At 64.4% G+C, this 15,477-nt stretch carries 7 protein-coding genes and 1 pseudogene; 3 read left to right on the forward strand and 5 right to left on the reverse strand.

The window, feature by feature from the left end:
• Window positions 1–9 precede the first annotated feature (9 nt).
• Window positions 10–2,940 carry an FAD-binding and (Fe-S)-binding domain-containing protein gene (locus NP4_RS06780; protein ID WP_147287875.1) on the forward strand — a complete coding sequence of 977 codons (2,931 nt, stop codon included), beginning with the start codon at window positions 10–12 and terminating at the stop codon, window positions 2,938–2,940.
• 563 nt (window positions 2,941–3,503) lie between these two features.
• Here NP4_RS06780 and NP4_RS06785 read toward each other — a convergent pair.
• From NP4_RS06785 to NP4_RS06805, 5 genes and pseudogenes are all read right to left on the reverse strand, one after another.
• Window positions 3,504–3,788, reverse strand: a pseudogene (locus NP4_RS06785) (ATP-binding protein); the annotation flags it as partial.
• Between the two features lie 272 nt (window positions 3,789–4,060).
• Window positions 4,061–4,768 carry a hypothetical protein gene (locus NP4_RS06790; protein ID WP_169813675.1) on the reverse strand — a complete coding sequence of 236 codons (708 nt, stop codon included), beginning with the start codon at window positions 4,766–4,768 and terminating at the stop codon, window positions 4,061–4,063.
• The gene (locus NP4_RS06795) at window positions 4,734–11,324 is read right to left on the reverse strand and encodes a PA14 domain-containing protein (protein ID WP_147287877.1); all 6,591 of its coding nucleotides are present in this window, start codon (window positions 11,322–11,324) and stop codon (window positions 4,734–4,736) included. The genes NP4_RS06790 and NP4_RS06795 overlap by 35 nt, the downstream gene beginning before the upstream one ends.
• A gap of 256 nt (window positions 11,325–11,580) precedes the next feature.
• A complete protein-coding gene (locus tag NP4_RS06800; protein ID WP_067993516.1) occupies window positions 11,581–12,066 on the reverse strand; it encodes a hypothetical protein in 486 nt (161 codons plus the stop codon).
• A 27-nt stretch (window positions 12,067–12,093) separates the two neighbouring features.
• Complete coding sequence (locus NP4_RS06805) at window positions 12,094–12,738, reverse strand: lytic transglycosylase domain-containing protein (protein ID WP_245997251.1); 645 nt, start codon at window positions 12,736–12,738, stop codon at window positions 12,094–12,096.
• A 171-nt stretch (window positions 12,739–12,909) separates the two neighbouring features.
• Between NP4_RS06805 and NP4_RS41545 the strand changes: the two genes are divergently transcribed.
• The gene (locus tag NP4_RS41545) at window positions 12,910–13,446 is read left to right on the forward strand and encodes a hypothetical protein (protein WP_169813658.1); all 537 of its coding nucleotides are present in this window, start codon (window positions 12,910–12,912) and stop codon (window positions 13,444–13,446) included.
• 1,336 nt (window positions 13,447–14,782) lie between these two features.
• Window positions 14,783–15,109, forward strand: coding sequence for a hypothetical protein (locus NP4_RS06815; RefSeq protein ID WP_147287878.1), 327 nt, complete (start codon window positions 14,783–14,785; stop codon window positions 15,107–15,109).
• The last annotated feature ends 368 nt before the right edge of the window (window positions 15,110–15,477 follow it).

A 15,477-nucleotide genomic window follows, 5' to 3' on the forward strand; every position in this document is an offset into this window, starting at 1 on the left:
GAGCTGACCGTGAAGTTGTGGCAACCATTTCTGCATGCGCCTGCGCTGCTGGATGCTCGCAGTGGCTGTGCCGACGCCGCACCGAAGGAGTTGGCCGGGGGCTCTCCGGCGTTGTTGCAGGCCGATATGGAGTCCTTGCTCGGCGCGGACAAAGTGCACGCGCGCGCACTGGATCTGGTGCGGTATGCCAGTGATTACAGCCCGTATCGGTTGATTCCGAAGGTGGTGGTGAATCCGCAGACACCGCAGGAGATCGCCGCGGTGCTGGGGTACGCCCGCGAGCGCGGGCACACGGTGACCTTCCGGGCGGCGGGCACCAGCCCGAACGGTCAGGCGGCCGGGGACGACATCCTCGTCGATGTGCGCCGTGGCTGGGCCGGCACGATCGTCGAGGATCAGGGACAGCGGGTGCGGGTGCGCCCGGGCACCATCCTTGCCATGGCCAACGCGAACCTCGCTCGGCGCGGCACCCGGTTGGGCCCCGACCCGGCCAGCGCTCATGCGTGCACGGTGGGTGGCGTGATCGCCAACAACTCCTCCGGTTTCGCGGCGGGCGTCGCCCAAACCGCCTCGGCCACCTTGCGTTCGGTGACGGTGGTGCTGCCCTCGGGGACGATCCTCGACACCGGCGCCGACGATGCCGAGGAGGTGCTCGCGGCCACCGAACCGGAACTGGCCGCGGGACTGCTGCGGATCAAAGCCGAGATCGAGGCCGACACCGAACTCGCCGACCGCATCCGAGGCAAGTTCGCCATCAAGAACGCCAGCGGGTATCGGCTCGACGGCTTCCTGATCGGTGCGACACCGGCACAAATCCTCACCCGGCTGATGGTGTGTTCCCAAGGCACACTGGGATTCGTCGCGGAGGCCGTGTTCGACACGGTGCCACTGCTCCCCGCCCGGGCGGACGCGTTTCTGCTGTTCGACACCCTCGCGCACGCCGCCGAAGCGGTGCCGAAGTTCACCGCGGCCGGCGCCCAAGTCGCCGAACTGCTCGACGGACGCACCCTGCGTGCCTGCGCGCAGCTACCGGCGGCGAATCCGGCCTGGGCCGAACTGCATTCGGGCTCGGCGGCATTGCTGGTCGAGGTGCGAGCCACCGACGAGGCCGCACTGGATGCCGCACTGCCGGTGATGGAATCGGTGCTGGCCGAATGTGTACTCACCGAACCAGGCCACTTCACCCGCGACCGAGCCCAGATCGGCCGCTACTGGCAGATCCGGGAGGCGCTCGGCGGTTTGGTGGGCATGCAACGCCCCGTCGGCGCCACGATGATCGGTGAAGATGTCTGCGTACCGCCCGCTCGGGTCGCCGAGGCCGCGAAAGACCTTGCCGCACTGCTCGACACGCACGGCTACGACCCGTCCCTGCAGGGACATGCCTCGGCGGGCAACTTCCACTTCTGCCTGATGGCCGACTTCGCCACCGACGAGGGTAAGAACAACTACGCGAAGTTCATGGACGAGCTGGTCGAGCTCATCACCGGAAGGTACGACGGCTCGTTGAAGGCCGAGCACGGCAGCGGCCGCAATATGGCGCCGTTCGTGCCGATCGAATGGGGCGATAAGGCCACAGATCTCATGTGGCGGATCAAGCAACTGTTCGACCCGCACGGGGTGCTCGCCCCCGACGTCATGCTCACCCGCAACCCCACCTCGCATCTGCAACACCTGCAATCGATGCCCCAGGTGGAAGACACCATCGAGCACTGCATCGAATGTGGTTTCTGCGAACACGTCTGCCCCAGCCGCCACCTCACCACCACCCCGCGCCAACGCATCGTCGTGCGCCGGGAGATAGCGCGCCAAGGCGGCGATACACCGCTACGTCGCACGCTGCTCGAGCAATACGAATACGACGCGGTGGAAACCTGCGCCGGAGACGGCAGCTGCTCGATCGCCTGCCCGGTCGACATCGACACCGGCACGATGATGAAAGCCTTGCGCCACACCGAACACACTGCGCGAGAAGAGAAAGCGTGGCTGCTGGCGGCGCGGCGATGGGGTCTGATCGAGCGGCTGGCCAGGGTGGCGGTGCGCGGCGGTCATCTGCTGGGCGCCACCGTGATGACGGTCATCACCGGTCTGCTCCGCCGGGTCGTGAGCACCGAGCTGATGCCGGGCTGGCTGCGTGAGATGCCCGCCGCAGCCCCCGCACGCCTGCCGCGGACCGAGCGCGACGGTGCTGCGGCGGTCTACTTCCCGGCGTGCATCAATCGCATCTTCGGTCGCGGACAACAGGATCGACGGGACCTGAGTCTGCCCGAAGCCCTGGTCGCGCTCTCCGCCCGTGCGGGCCTGCCGCTGTGGATCCCCGACGACGTACGCGGCAGCTGCTGCGCCACGGTCTGGCACTCCAAGGGCTACCACGACGGCAACACCTACATGGCCAACCTGATCATCGAAAACCTGTGGCGTTGGAGCGATTCCGGTACTCTGCCGGTCGTCATCGACGCCGCCTCCTGCACTCTGGGCGTACTCGACGAGATCACCGACTACCTGACCACCGAGAACGCCGCACATCGTGCAGCGATGACAATCATGGACGCCACCACCTGGACCCAGCACAAGCTGTTACCCAAGCTCACCGTCGGCGCGAAACTCGGCCGCGTCGCGATGCACCCCACCTGCTCCACCCGCCACCTCGGCATCGACGGCACACTCGCCGAAATCGCAGCCGCCCTCGCCACCGAGGTCGTCGTGCCACAACAGGCCACCTGCTGCGCCTTCGCCGGTGACCGCGGCTTCCTCCACCCCGAACTCACCGAAGCAGCCACCCGCGACGAAGCCGACGAACTCGCCGACCAGAACTTCGACGCCTACCTCTGCAACAACCGCACCTGCGAGATCGGCCTCGAGCACGGAATCGGCGGTCACTACGAATCATTCGTCTTCACCCTCGAACGCCAGACCCGCCCACCAGGCGTCTCCACCCGCTGAGAGAAGGTACTACGCAGGCCAGATTCCCCTGCACTGTTACCGTGATCCTCCGCATGGGTCACTGCTACCCGAGACGCGGAAGGCAATCGTGGCCGTTGGCGGATCGATAGGAAGACCGGCTGTGGGCACCGTCATCGTCGCCGGACCAGTCGGCGGTGCCGCGAGCGCTCCCGCGCTTGCCGACGACTTCGACTATAAAGCTTGACGCCTGCATATAGGAGGTGCGGGCCGACTACGAGGCACACTATGCCCGGCTGCCGCGCACGGCTTCGCGAAGCCTGATGGCCACTGTGGCCGAGGCGCGGCGTGCCCGTGTCAATGCGGTGTCCCGAAGCGCTTCTTCCGCGGCGCGTCAGCTATCTCGCGAGTAATTGCGTGCCGAACACGGTGTACTCGAGAAGGCGAGTCCGCCGAGGATTGGGAGAAATTGGCGCACAGCATCATCGAACGCAGCAAAGGCAACTGATCACCGGGCACGATCACGGCGGATCCTTCGGGGCACCCTCCAAGCTGACTCGAGCCAGAGCGAGTGCGCGGTAATGTCGCATATCGCGCGTTATAGGTCAGGTGTTGGTCTTGGCGGCGGGGACACGACCGAGGTCGCTTGCTCGAGGCGGTAGCTATCGCCCTCGAGAGATGACCTCGGCAGGGTGGACCAGCCGGTCGATCATCGCCGCGGCGACGACATCATCGCCGAACACCTCTCCCCAACGACCGAACGGCTTGTTGCTCGTGACGATCAAACTTGCCCGTTCATACCGGGACGAGGCCAGCTGAAAGAACAGGTTCGCAGCCTCGGACTCGAACGGGATATACCCCACCTCGTCGACCACGAGAAGCGGAATCCGGCCCACGCCAACGACCTCCATATCCCTTCGCCGCGTTCTTCGATCCCGCCGGAGCTCAGTTCTTGGGCGGTGCGTGATCGGTCCACAATCCACCTCGACCATCAGACCCCGGTCCACGTTTGGTCCACGACAAATCGGCCAGTGGTCCCCGCAATTCCTCTGCCCAATCGAACCATGCCGAGTTACGGGAAGATGCACACGACAAGGCCCGACGAGGCGGAGGGCCAGCTCGTCGGGCCTCAGTGTGCCGATAACTGACGACGCTCCGTGGGCTACGTCAGCGCAGCGACTGCGGATTCGATGCGGTCGAGGACGCGACTTTCGGCGAAGACCTCCGAACCGACATAGACGTCGTCGAACCAACCGTAGGACCGGACGACGAACATCTCACCGACCGCCCGGCCTACTGCGCCCCGTAGGAATTGGCGAGATTCCTTCGGCTCGGGCACATCTTCGATCCGAAAGGAATCCCAATCCGACATCTCATACCGTTCGAACTGCCCGAGCACCACCGCGCTGCCGGTACGCGTGATCTCGAGCGCAGCCGGAAGATCCGCCGGTGAGGCCAATTCGATCGATCCACCGTATCGAAGCTCGTCCTCCTGACCCTCGATTTCACAGTCGATGCGTGTGCCCTGTGGAACTTCGACGCCATCTCGTTCGAGCGCTCCCCAGAAACGATCGCGATGTGCGAGATAGACCGCGAGCCTGCTCTTACGTGATACCGGCCTACCCACGGCCATCAACCGCAGTGCTGGCCCGCTGATTCCAGGGACTGCGCCGAGCCCGGTACCCAGCAGCCGAGCCGCGTCCGTCACCGCGTCCGACATGTCCTCCCTCGGCTGCCGGGTAGCATCCACCGACAGAACCCCGATATCTGCGGAGAATTCCTGGTCAGCGAAAAGCGGCCAACCTCGCGCTGCGTCTCGGGTAACCCGATAGGGCCTAGTAGTCATAATGCGAATTGTTGGCCGGGCCATTGAAGTGCGGGCCTCGATTCTGAACCGGGTCGTCCTTGAACACGTGCCCTCCAGCATCATCGCGGATAGTCACCTGCCGTGTCCCGCCGCCTGGAGCTGGCACAGTGTAGTCATAATTCCTCCCTGGCTGGACTCTATCCTGCTTGTCGACATTCGCGCGCACTCTGTCGGGTTGTTGGGTCACCGGAACCCCGGCATCGCGCTTGGCCTGCCGGAAAGCGCCGTTTCGACCAGCGCCCGGGGGTGAAAGGTTGGGAGGCGGAGCGCCCTTACTGGAGTTGGAGGCAGCCTTGCTTGCTGCTTTAGCCGCTGCGGGAGCTTCTTTCGCGGCGGCTTTGGCGACCGTACCGACCAACTTGCCGCCCGGGATCATGCCGACAGCGGCAGCGGCGGCGGCGGTCTTGTCACCTTGTGCCAGGTGCCCGGCTGCCTCGACCCCGGAGGCTACCGTCCCGATCGGGCCCGGTACATACGACACCACCTCGGCCGCTTTAGTAGTGACATCGACAGCTTTGCTCCAGGCCGATGTGCCGGCGAGGTCGAAGCTGTTGATCGGGTCGCCATTGACGTAGTCGTAGTCGTTAGCCGACCCACCCGCGACCGGATCGACTTGCAGGAAACGACCCAGGATTGGCATGTAGGTGCGAGCGCCCATTTCGATCGCCTGCTGACCACCGAGGTGTTCCACAGGGCGTTCGTGCTGGCCCAGCCACCCGAAGTCCATGCCACCCGCCATGGTCGACGAGATCGGGATGTCGCTGAACACACCGTTATCCGGGCTGATGTTCTGCCCGTAGGGGTCGTACAGGTAGACCGGACTGGTCCGTATGGCGCTGCCGTCGGCGGTGAACAGTACATCGCCGTGGATGTTGGGGTAGGACCAGTTCGAGGTCGGGTTGTTCGGCTTGTCGTAGTTCTTCGTCAGCAGCACGCCGCCGGGCAGCGGGACGATCCGCTGTTCCAGATTGCCGCTCTCGTCGAGCACCAGGTCCGCGGTGTCATGTTTGGAGCTGTAGGAGTAGCGGGTGGTCCCGTTCTTCGGTGCCTCCTTCGCTCCGGTCACCGTCCGGGCAGTCAATCGGTTGGCGGGATCCCGCGTGTAGGAGATGGATGTCCCCCCAGCGGTTTTCGTGGAAATGTGACGTTTGGTGGCGTCGTAGCCCAGGATGTCGTCGCCGACTTTCACTGTGTCGCCGTGGGCGTCGTAGGTGAACGATAATGTGGTGCCACCACTGGTGGACAGCAGCCGGTCGGTGCCGTCGTAGCAGAAGGTAGTCGTGCTCTCGGGTTTACCGTCGAGGCTGTCGGTGAAAGCAGTGCGGTTGGAATTCAATCCGGCCACTTTGCTCGGCCCACACCCGTCGGTTCCGTCGAACCGGTAAGTGAGCTTGTGGTGTGGCACGATTGCGGAAACCAGGCGTCCCACTGTGTCGTAGGCGTAGGAGTAGGACGCCACCGTCGCGTTGTTGATGGTGACCGCGTCGTCGATGACACGGTTGTTACGTGAGCGTGTCACCGTGTCGACGACGGTCGATTCGGATGTCTTCCATGTCAACGCCGTCAGCTGCCCCGCGTTGTTGCGCGCCAACGCGTCCAGACGAGAACCGTTGCCGTAGAGGACATTCGCAAGCTCGGACGCGGCGGTGTAGGCCGGGGTCGCGACGGTGGTGCCGTCCACCTCCACCTTGGTCAACTGTGATGCGTTGTTCCAGGCGTAGGACACGGTGCTTCGTACGCCCTTGATTGTGGTGGTGTCACTGGTCAACCGTCCGACGACGTCATAGGTGGACGATGATGTAACGCCGTTGACATCGGTGTAGTTGATCACCTGACCGAGCAGATCGGTCACTACGGTGATCGCTCCGCTGTCGTCGGTCATTTTCGTCGTCAGCGGGTCACCGTCGACCGCCCAGTCGTAGTTGACGGTCCGTGCCGGCTTTTCACCGGACGCAGGGTAGCTTTTCTTGGTGGCTCGCCCACGATCGTCGTAGTTGCTACATGTCCACGCTTCGTCGCCGATACGTTCGGCGACGACGCGTCCGGCCAGGTCGTATACCCTTTCGCTGACGGCTGCCGGGCCGTTCGCAGGTTTGGGTCCGGTGACGAGTTTGGCCATACCGGCCTGGTTCACTGCCGGCGAGCGCGAAACGCATGGGTTGGAACGAGTTTCGGTATCGCCGTAATAGGTCGTCGTGTTGCGCGTGTCGGGTTTGGCGATATCACCGGCAGGCGATGCCGAGGCGGCCTTGCGCAGGTACCCGTCACCGGGTCGCTCGTAGGTGCTGCGGGCGGTCAGGTTCAGCCCATCCGGGTCGACAGTCTGTGACACCGCAAGGCCCAACACCGCGTCGATGCCTGCTCCTGCATCGGAATAACTGTTGGCCCCATGCCGGGACGGAGCCCGTTCGACATCGCCACCGGAGGTATCGTCGGCCGTCTGACTCGTCGCCAGACCATAACGCGGGGCCAGGTTCGCACCGGGTACCGTCACCGCCGCGTCCGCACCCGGTGGAGTCCAAGTGAAGTTCAGGGCACCGGTGGTGCCGCTGCGGTTGTAGTACTCGACTCGGACCCGATGTCGGCTGCCCGCGACGTCGTTGCGGTAGGAACCGCTGACCGCTGTGCTGGGCTTGTCGGTCCAGCTGTCGATGACGCGGAAATCGTCGATCCATAACCGGACTCCGTCGGTGGCTGTGAGTCCGAGCGCGTATGAACCCGTTGCGGGAAACTGGATCTCGCCGGTGAAGCGCCCCGACCAGCCACCGGAGTTGGTCACTGGCGGGTTCGTGCCCCAGACACCGTTCAGGGTGCCGTCAGAGGTGCCGACTCCGGTTGCAAGCACCTTCGGCACACCGGATAGCCACGGGTTGTCGTAGTAAGCAGCCGATAATCCGGTCAAACCTTCGTCGTAATTGATGTGCGTGTGTGGCATCGTCGCCACGCACTCCGGCGTCGGCAGCTGGCCGTCGAAGCATGAGGCCGGTCCCGGTCCGTACCGGTCGATCGGCCGGTCGGCGTGGTCATACACCGTGGTGGAGCGCCGGCCCGCCGAATCGGTTGCGGCCGTGGCCTTGTCCTTCGCGTTCCACTCGGCGCTGATCGTTGCCCCGGTGATGTCAGTGGTGGTCAGCGCGCGACCGGCCTCGTCCCAGGTCACGTGGCGGGCATGGCGTCCGTCCGGATACACCCCGACTACGTCGACTTCGGCTGCTCTTCCCCGCGCGTCCTGGAACTCGGTCCAGTAGTGATATTCGTGCCCGGGTCGTTTGGCTTGGTGGCTTTCGCGGCCGTCGGCCGCCGGTGCCGTGACACGGACCGTCCGCAGTCGCGGTTCCACGGGGTTGTCGGCCTCGTAGAATGTGTCGTATTCGATCAGGGTCCGTTCGGTGTTGCCGGAGAACGACTTCTGCCGGACGAGCCAGTCGTAGGCCAAGCCGGTGCGGATCGCTTTCAACGGTCCGACCAGATCCCTTGCCTTGTCCTTCTTCTCCGGGTCGTTGCCCGCGGCATCGAAGTTCTTCTTGGCCTCGTCCTTGTTGACGTAGTCGTAGTCGCTGATATCCGCGCCGGGGTTTTCGATCCGCGCGAGGGTGTCCACGATGTACCACAGCCGGGTTTCGGTGCCGTCCCAGTAGCGGATCCGGCACAACATGTGTGCCGGTGCGGGATCGGCGCCTTGCGGTTTGGATATCCCGCCGTAGCAGTCGTCGCTGTCGTTGGTGTTGTAGAACAACTCGTGCGCCCGGCCCGACACCGGGTCCTTGATCTTGGCCAGGCGCGGCGGGCTTCCGTTGTAGATGTATTGCAGCGCAGCCGGTTTCTTGGCGTCGAGCACCGATGCCACCGACGCGAGCGTGCCGTCGATGTTGAATATCGACACGGTGTCGTTCTCGGTCACCGTGATGCGGCCGCCGCCGTCGAAGGCGAGCACACCGTCCTCACCGGGTGGCGGGCTGTAGCCGCCGACCGAGGTTTTGGCCCAGGTGTGCTTTCCGCCCGCACCGTCGGTGAGAATCACTGCGGCGTCGAGCATTTCGGCGCTGACGTAGTTGCTCGCCGGCACCGACAGTGTCCATCCCGCCGGCAGCGGCCGAGTGTCCTGGGAGTACAGGAATTCGGTCGGCACGATCCGCGGGGCCCAGTTGTGCCGCCGATTGTTATCTGCGCCTTCGGTGCTCTTGGCCCACAGGATCATTCGCGGCGACTCCGCCGAACGGTGATACAACTCGATCTTGACCGGAACTCGCTGACCCGCCGTGAGCGACACATCCATGTCTTGCTTGGCGCTCGCGCGCAGGAACTCCTCACCGACGTCGGTGCGGTTCGGGTTGTCGTAGACCAGTTTGTTGTTGATCCAGATCTTCGCGCCGTCGGTATGCGTGCCTCCGAATCGGAAGTCACCGGTTACCGGGGCCTTGAAATGGCCTTCCCACCGGATGACGAACCAATCCTTGTTGAGCGCCGGGGGTAGTGGATATTCCTTCCAGGAGTTGTTGGTCCAGAAGTTGCCGTAGTCGAGATTGACCTGCGCTTCGGTACGCACCATCACCGGCACGTCGTCGGCGGCTCCCGCATGCCGCGAGTCGTTGAAATAGGACGCCCGCACACCGCGGGGTTGTCCTGCCGCCCGGGAGTTGTAGGCGAACTTCACCCCCGACGGGCCGCCGACGGACTGGAATTCAGGTCCTGTTGCCTCGGTGTGGGCGTTGCCGTTGAACAGATTCACCTGTACCGGGCCGAGATGGTCCGACGGCGCCGGTGTCGGTTCGCCGACCCGTTGATTGAGGGTGAAATGCCCGACCCATTTGGCCGGGGTCAGCTTCCCGCCCGTGGTGGTGTCGACCGTCCAGCTGTATCGGCCGCCGTCGTGCAGCACCTTTTTCGGGACCGTCCACGCCGGCTTGGCCACGCAGCCCGAATCCACGACGCTGCCCGAACGACCGTCGAAACCGGTGGACACCTTGAAGCAGTACTGCGTGCCCTCCCCGGCATCGGCGACCTGCAGCGTGGGTGTTTCGGTGGCGATGACCGCACCATCGATCGGAGCGACCAACTTGGCTTCGGGTGCGGTGGAACCACCGCCACCCTCTGAACCGCCGCCGTCGGTGGCCGCCGTGCCGTAATCGACGATCAGGTTGGCTTGCAGGCCCTTATACGAGAAGTCGTCGGTCTCGGTACCCGCCAGCATGAACCAGGCTTTGCTGTCTTTAGCGACGACTCGGTCGGCGACGAACTTGGTGAACGCCTCCGATTGCAGCGATCCGGTCTCCCCGAACGGTGCAGAGGCCAGTTTCGGGCCGAGCGCGTCATAGCCCAACGGCGTGGTCGCCTGATACAGGGAGGCTTGCGATGTCGGCTTCCACTTGTCCACCCGGCCGATCAGCCGCAGGTCCAGCCGAGCGCCTGTAATCGACTTCCCGGTTAGTCGGCTGAAGTCGTAGCGAAGTGCTGTGCGCCAGAGGTTGTTCTGTCCGCGGTCCTTGTTGTTGCCAATCTGGATGCCGCAGTCGTCGCTGGTCGCGCAGGAGTACTTGCCTTTCCAGTAGGCGATGTACTCGACCTCTCCACCGAACCCATAGGTGTAGGTCGGGTCCACCGTCACCGGGAACACCCGGGTCTTGTCGCTGAGCCAGCCGCGGTCGACTGACACGGTCAGCAACCAGCTGTCGCCGTCTTTCTTCAGCCCGTAGCTGCCACCGGTGCGGGCTGCCTTCTTGCTGTCGGTGTTCGACGAATCCCATACCTGGATCGGAGGCAGTGTCGCCACGATTCCGGATTTGTCACTGATGAGGACCGCGTTGTCCTTCAACGACGGTGTGAGCGCGCCGAGGTTCATGCGGAAGACCCAGTTGCCGTTATGAATGGCCGCAGCGCTTTTCAGGATCAGCGACTCCTTGACCCCATCCGGCTTGACCGCGTAGGTCAGATCCGTGCCTGGCAGGGCCTCGGAATAGGAGGCGGTGGAATCGGTGACCTTGCGCTGCGCTTTCCGCGCGCCGGGCAGTGCGATCGACACCGGCACACCCGATTGGTCCATCCGCAGCAGCGCCGAATCGTTGGCGTACTCGGCGAATTGGGCGTGCACGCCATCGCGTACCGGCACTGCCTTCTTCGACTTCGGGTCTTCGACCAGCCGTGTATCGGCCGCCGCCCAGCCGCCGCGCCCGTCGGGAACGCTCACCGGTGTCTGCGACAACACCATCGAGCGGGAACCGTCGCTATTGGTGTACTCCACTGAATTCTTCGACCGCCCGGACTCTTTCGAGGTCTTCGGGTCGAAACCGGCGCGCGCACGAGGCGTGGCCTTGCCGAGCAATGGCGTGAAGTCGGCCGGCGGCTGCGCCGATTCCGGCTGTCGCTCAATGGGCTTGTCCGCTACCGACGACATCAACGGCGCATCCCGCGGCACTCCCTTCGGCGGTTTCGCCGCAGCGGAAGGCGCGACGAGAATCTGCGCCAGCGAGGCCGCCAACAAGATCGCCAACATCAATACAGTCGTGCGTAAGCACGACGAAACGACAGCACGCACCCATGTGCCGTGCCGATGATCGATCACGACTATTCCTTTGTAATGCTCGAGATTGTGGATTGCGCGGAATCACCGCGCAGCGACAGACTGGATCTGTAGGGCCGTTGGAATCGGATCAGCATCCCCCGATGAAACTGATTCAGTGATATGCCGTGTCGCCCTCGCTACCCGCCACCAGCGGTCGGACGTTCGAACCGGTACCGCTGATGACGGGGCGATGGGCGGATTGTTTCAAAACCGATTCGCCGGCAAAGAATCGAATCGGCGAGGTAGTGCGGTTCGGTTACTTCGGGCAGCCCGGCGTGGTCGGGTTCACCACACACAGCGGCAGAGCACTGCCGGTTCCGGCGCTACCGGTGGACGGCGCTCCGGCGATGTTGCCGGTCCCCGACACACCGCCGCCGAGCGACGAGCCCGACGCCGACCCGCTTTCTGTCGCAACGGTTTCCGCGCCGGTGGGCTTGGGAGTGCTGGCGCTGCCGGACAGAATCTGGCCAAGCAGCAACGGTAGCCCCGGCGCGGAGCCGGTGCTCACCGGCGGCTGGCCCGGCACGGTTTCCCCCGCAACGGCATTCGCCGCGGGAGCGGGCTTGGCGGGACCCGCGCTACCGGAGAGAATCTGCCCCAGCAGCAACGGCAACCATGTTGCCGACCCGGTGCTCACCGGTGGCTGGGCGGGAGTGGTCTCGGCGGAGGCGAGTCCGGTCACGCTGACCGCCAGGCCCGAAGCCAGCAACGCGGCGGCGGTGAACTTGCGGAAGGTGTTCATTGGTATCTCCTCATTCGTTGGATTCGGCTACTTGTCGTAACCGGCTGCGGCGCTCCGTACTTGGTCGACATAGACGGTTGAGTGGTTGTAAGCCAGCACGGCCTGGCGCCAACCGGAGGCGGCGGCCAGATCACCGCCCGCCGCGCACAGATAACGGCCGGCGGTGAGCGCGGCATCGTCGATATTGTCCGGACTGCCCGAAAGAGACTCGGCAGCAATCGGTTTCGCGGCCTCCAAACTATGCGCGACGGCTTGATAGTCCGCTCCGGCGCGCACGCCCCACCGCTTCCATGTATCCGGTATGAACTGGAAGGGTCCCATCGCCCGCGCGTACACCGTGTGCCCGGACCGGCTCGTCCCGATCGGGTCGACGATCGTCGCGTTGCCGCCGGTACCGTTCAACGCGACGCCGCGGATCGGTGGACGGACCGTACCGTCGGCGGCGGTGCTCGCACCTGCGAAGCGGCCGTGATCGCTTTCCACCCGGGCGATTCCGGCCAGCGTGGTCCATCCGAGGTGACACGACGGCTGCGCCTTCGCCATGACTACCGTCGCGTAGCCGTACGCCTGCAATGCCCGCGCGGGGATGCCGTACCTACCGGCGCGCTCCCGGGCCCAGTCCCCCAGCGGGTCCAGTGTGCGGCCGGCGGCGTCGAGCCGGACCACCGGCACCTGGTCACCTGGGCCGGGTGACGCGGTCTCGACGCCTCGCGCTGAACCGCCGCACCCTGCGGCCGTCATGGCCAGAACCGGAACCCCTAGTGCCACAAATATGTTCCCGCGCAGACCTATCCGCATGGGCGGGCCGTTGTCGCCGAGGGCTTCGCAGTCGTACTGGACGGCTTGACTGTCGCCGACGACTGCGGAGTCTTGGTCGGTGGATTCGCGCCGGTCGGCTGCGCTGTCGACGGTGCGGTCGTCTTCTTCGGGCTCGTCGCCGCCTGTGGGGTGCATCGGGGCGGCGTCGAGGTCGGCGGTGCGGGCTTCGACGTCGTCGCGGTGATCGTCCGGGACGGACGAGGCGTCGCCGAAGGGACAGTCATGCTTGTGCTGGTTGGCGGGACGACCACAGTAATCGTGGTGGGGGCCTCGGGTCTCGCTGTCACCTGCGCCGAGAAGCTCGCGCTCGCGCTGGCACTCGCGCTGATCGAGAAGCTTGACCGGGGTGCCGAGGGCTCGACGGTCGGACTCGGCGTGCTGGTTTCGGTGTCCGGGGCAGGTCCGCCGGTGACATCCCCGGAGGTCGGAATCGCGTCGTCCGTACCGCCTTCGCCTGGGATCGGGTCGCCGCCACTGCTGTCACCCGATGCACCGTCGAGCGGTACCGGAATGTCTTGCGGTGTTCCCGGTTCACTGGCGACCTCGGCGGCCCGCAACTGATCGATGTCAGCGGAAAATTCTGCCGCGCTGCGGGTTTCGTAACCGTCAGACGCCGCGAGGAGCTTATCGCTACCTTCGCCACGGCCCGATGCCACGATCACGACAGCGATCACGACAGCGATCACCGCCGCGGTGGCACCGGCGTGCGGCAGATACCGCCACGCCTCCCGCGACCTGGCATGCTCGCGAACACGCGACCACCACCGTGACAGCGACGATCCGCGGCCACGCGTCGTGCCGGAAAGACTCAGAACTTCGGTCGCCTCCGGATCACGGTCGGCACTGTTGTCGGGTGGTTGCACCAGCTGCTGCCTTCTTCTCCGGCCGCGAACCGCCGCAATCTTGTGGACTGCACGACGACTCATCGGCCACTTGTCGGTACACGCCAGAAACCACGGACACATTGCACACCCGCAAATCTCTGGTTCGATCACGGGAGACCCGAAGAACCAGACAGGTCAGCGCCAGCGACAGATGAACGCCCCACATGACCGCGCCGTACCGAATTCTCAGCTGTTCCTCAGGTCCCCGACGCGAGCAAGACTGTGCAGCACAGCCGCATCACACGCAAATCCGGACAAAACCCCACCCGCCAGCCCGAAAGCCGCAGTCACGACCCAGCAAACCACGCTGCCAGCGCCGCCCATACCGAGAAAACTTCCAAATGGTCACATCTAGCAAACAATCAGCAGCATCGCCGCCCTCGGGTCTCCGCGTCGACAGAAATCACCACCTCCGTGCGCACGAAACATGCGGCACAGGAATAACTTTCGCCCCCAGCGGCGCATGACCGCGAACACCGACCATCCTCGTGGTGACACAATTTGTCCCAGTTCGATCCACCCGGACGGCATCCTGTCAACCGCGCTGAAATCGCCAAGATCAAACTTTCCCACCTAAACGACGGCGCGATAGATCGAATTTGTGCAGGGTACATAACACCAATGCCGTAAATATGTCGAACTGCGCAACCGCCCTGTCCCCCTTATTACTTCGCCGCATGGCCGAGGAAGTTCCATCGCGCGCGAGTGGAACCGGACACAATTTGTGCATCCCGGATCCAAACGATCCCTGCCCGCAGCGTGCACCCAAGTCGAACTCACGTTCGAAATTTGTCCCAGTGCGCTCGCTCCCCGTCCCGACGGAGGATTTCATGCAGCGACACCATCATTCGTTCCACTCACCGGCACATCCAGCGGTATCGGCATTCCCCAGCGGTCGGTGTTCCATTGAGAAAACTTTCGCGCCGGCATCAGTGAGGGAGCTGAACTGTCGACCGCGAACGGTATTCACCAGCCCCCCAAAAAAAATGACATCGCCGGAATGGGACACCGACATGGCCAACGACCTCGCTTGCCCGAGTTGCCACGGCCAAGACTGCGTCCAGAGCATCCCCGGCCTCCAGGCCACCGGGGTGTCGACCGTCCACGGCACCGACAACTTCTTCGGAGTCGGTATCAGCCCTTCAGGTCTGGTCCCGTTTCTGGACGCGACGCTCATGGAGCAGGCTCATCGCACCGCCCTAACCGGCGCCCTCGTGTTCGAGCCAGGCCACGTGCCCACCGCGCGACCACTTCTGCTCGGCTCACTGCTTGTGATTCCCTCCCTTGCCATTGGCGCGGCGACCCTGACGAACGTCAAAACCCATCTTGGGATCGATTAGCCGACGCTTCTGTGGAGCGCCATGTCACTCATGGTCGGTCTCGGCATCACTTTCGTACTCGCGATTCCCACCCTTGTCGCTTTCTCGATTTTCCGGTGCCGCGTACGCCACAACACTCGAGTTTCACGCGGTCGTGGCGCCGCGTTCGCGCTATGGCTTCTACTGCCGCCGCTGCGGCGTCTGCTACTGGCCATATCCGCCATCAGCTCAACTCCCCCGTGCGGCGACCGATCTCAGTAGACGATTTCCGCGGGAAGGTATGGAACGCAGGCGGGTACGCCCACCCCTGACTCCACGCCTCTCATCCGACACACCGTTCGGTGCCCCCTGATATCGGGTCGCCGACGCCAACTGTTCGCAGTGAACCC

The sequence above is a fragment of the Nocardia pseudobrasiliensis NBRC 108224 genome (assembly GCF_001613105.1).
In the GTDB taxonomy this organism is placed as follows: Bacteria; Actinomycetota; Actinomycetes; order Mycobacteriales; family Mycobacteriaceae; genus Nocardia; species Nocardia pseudobrasiliensis.

Coding starts and splice junctions, on each gene's coding strand:
- NP4_RS06790 (WP_169813675.1), bottom strand. CDS start 4,768: ATGGCCCGGCCAACAATTCGCATTATGACTACTAGGCCCTATCGGGTT.
- NP4_RS06815 (WP_147287878.1), top strand. CDS start 14,783: ATGGCCAACGACCTCGCTTGCCCGAGTTGCCACGGCCAAGACTGCGTC.
- NP4_RS06800 (WP_067993516.1), bottom strand. CDS start 12,066: ATGAACACCTTCCGCAAGTTCACCGCCGCCGCGTTGCTGGCTTCGGGC.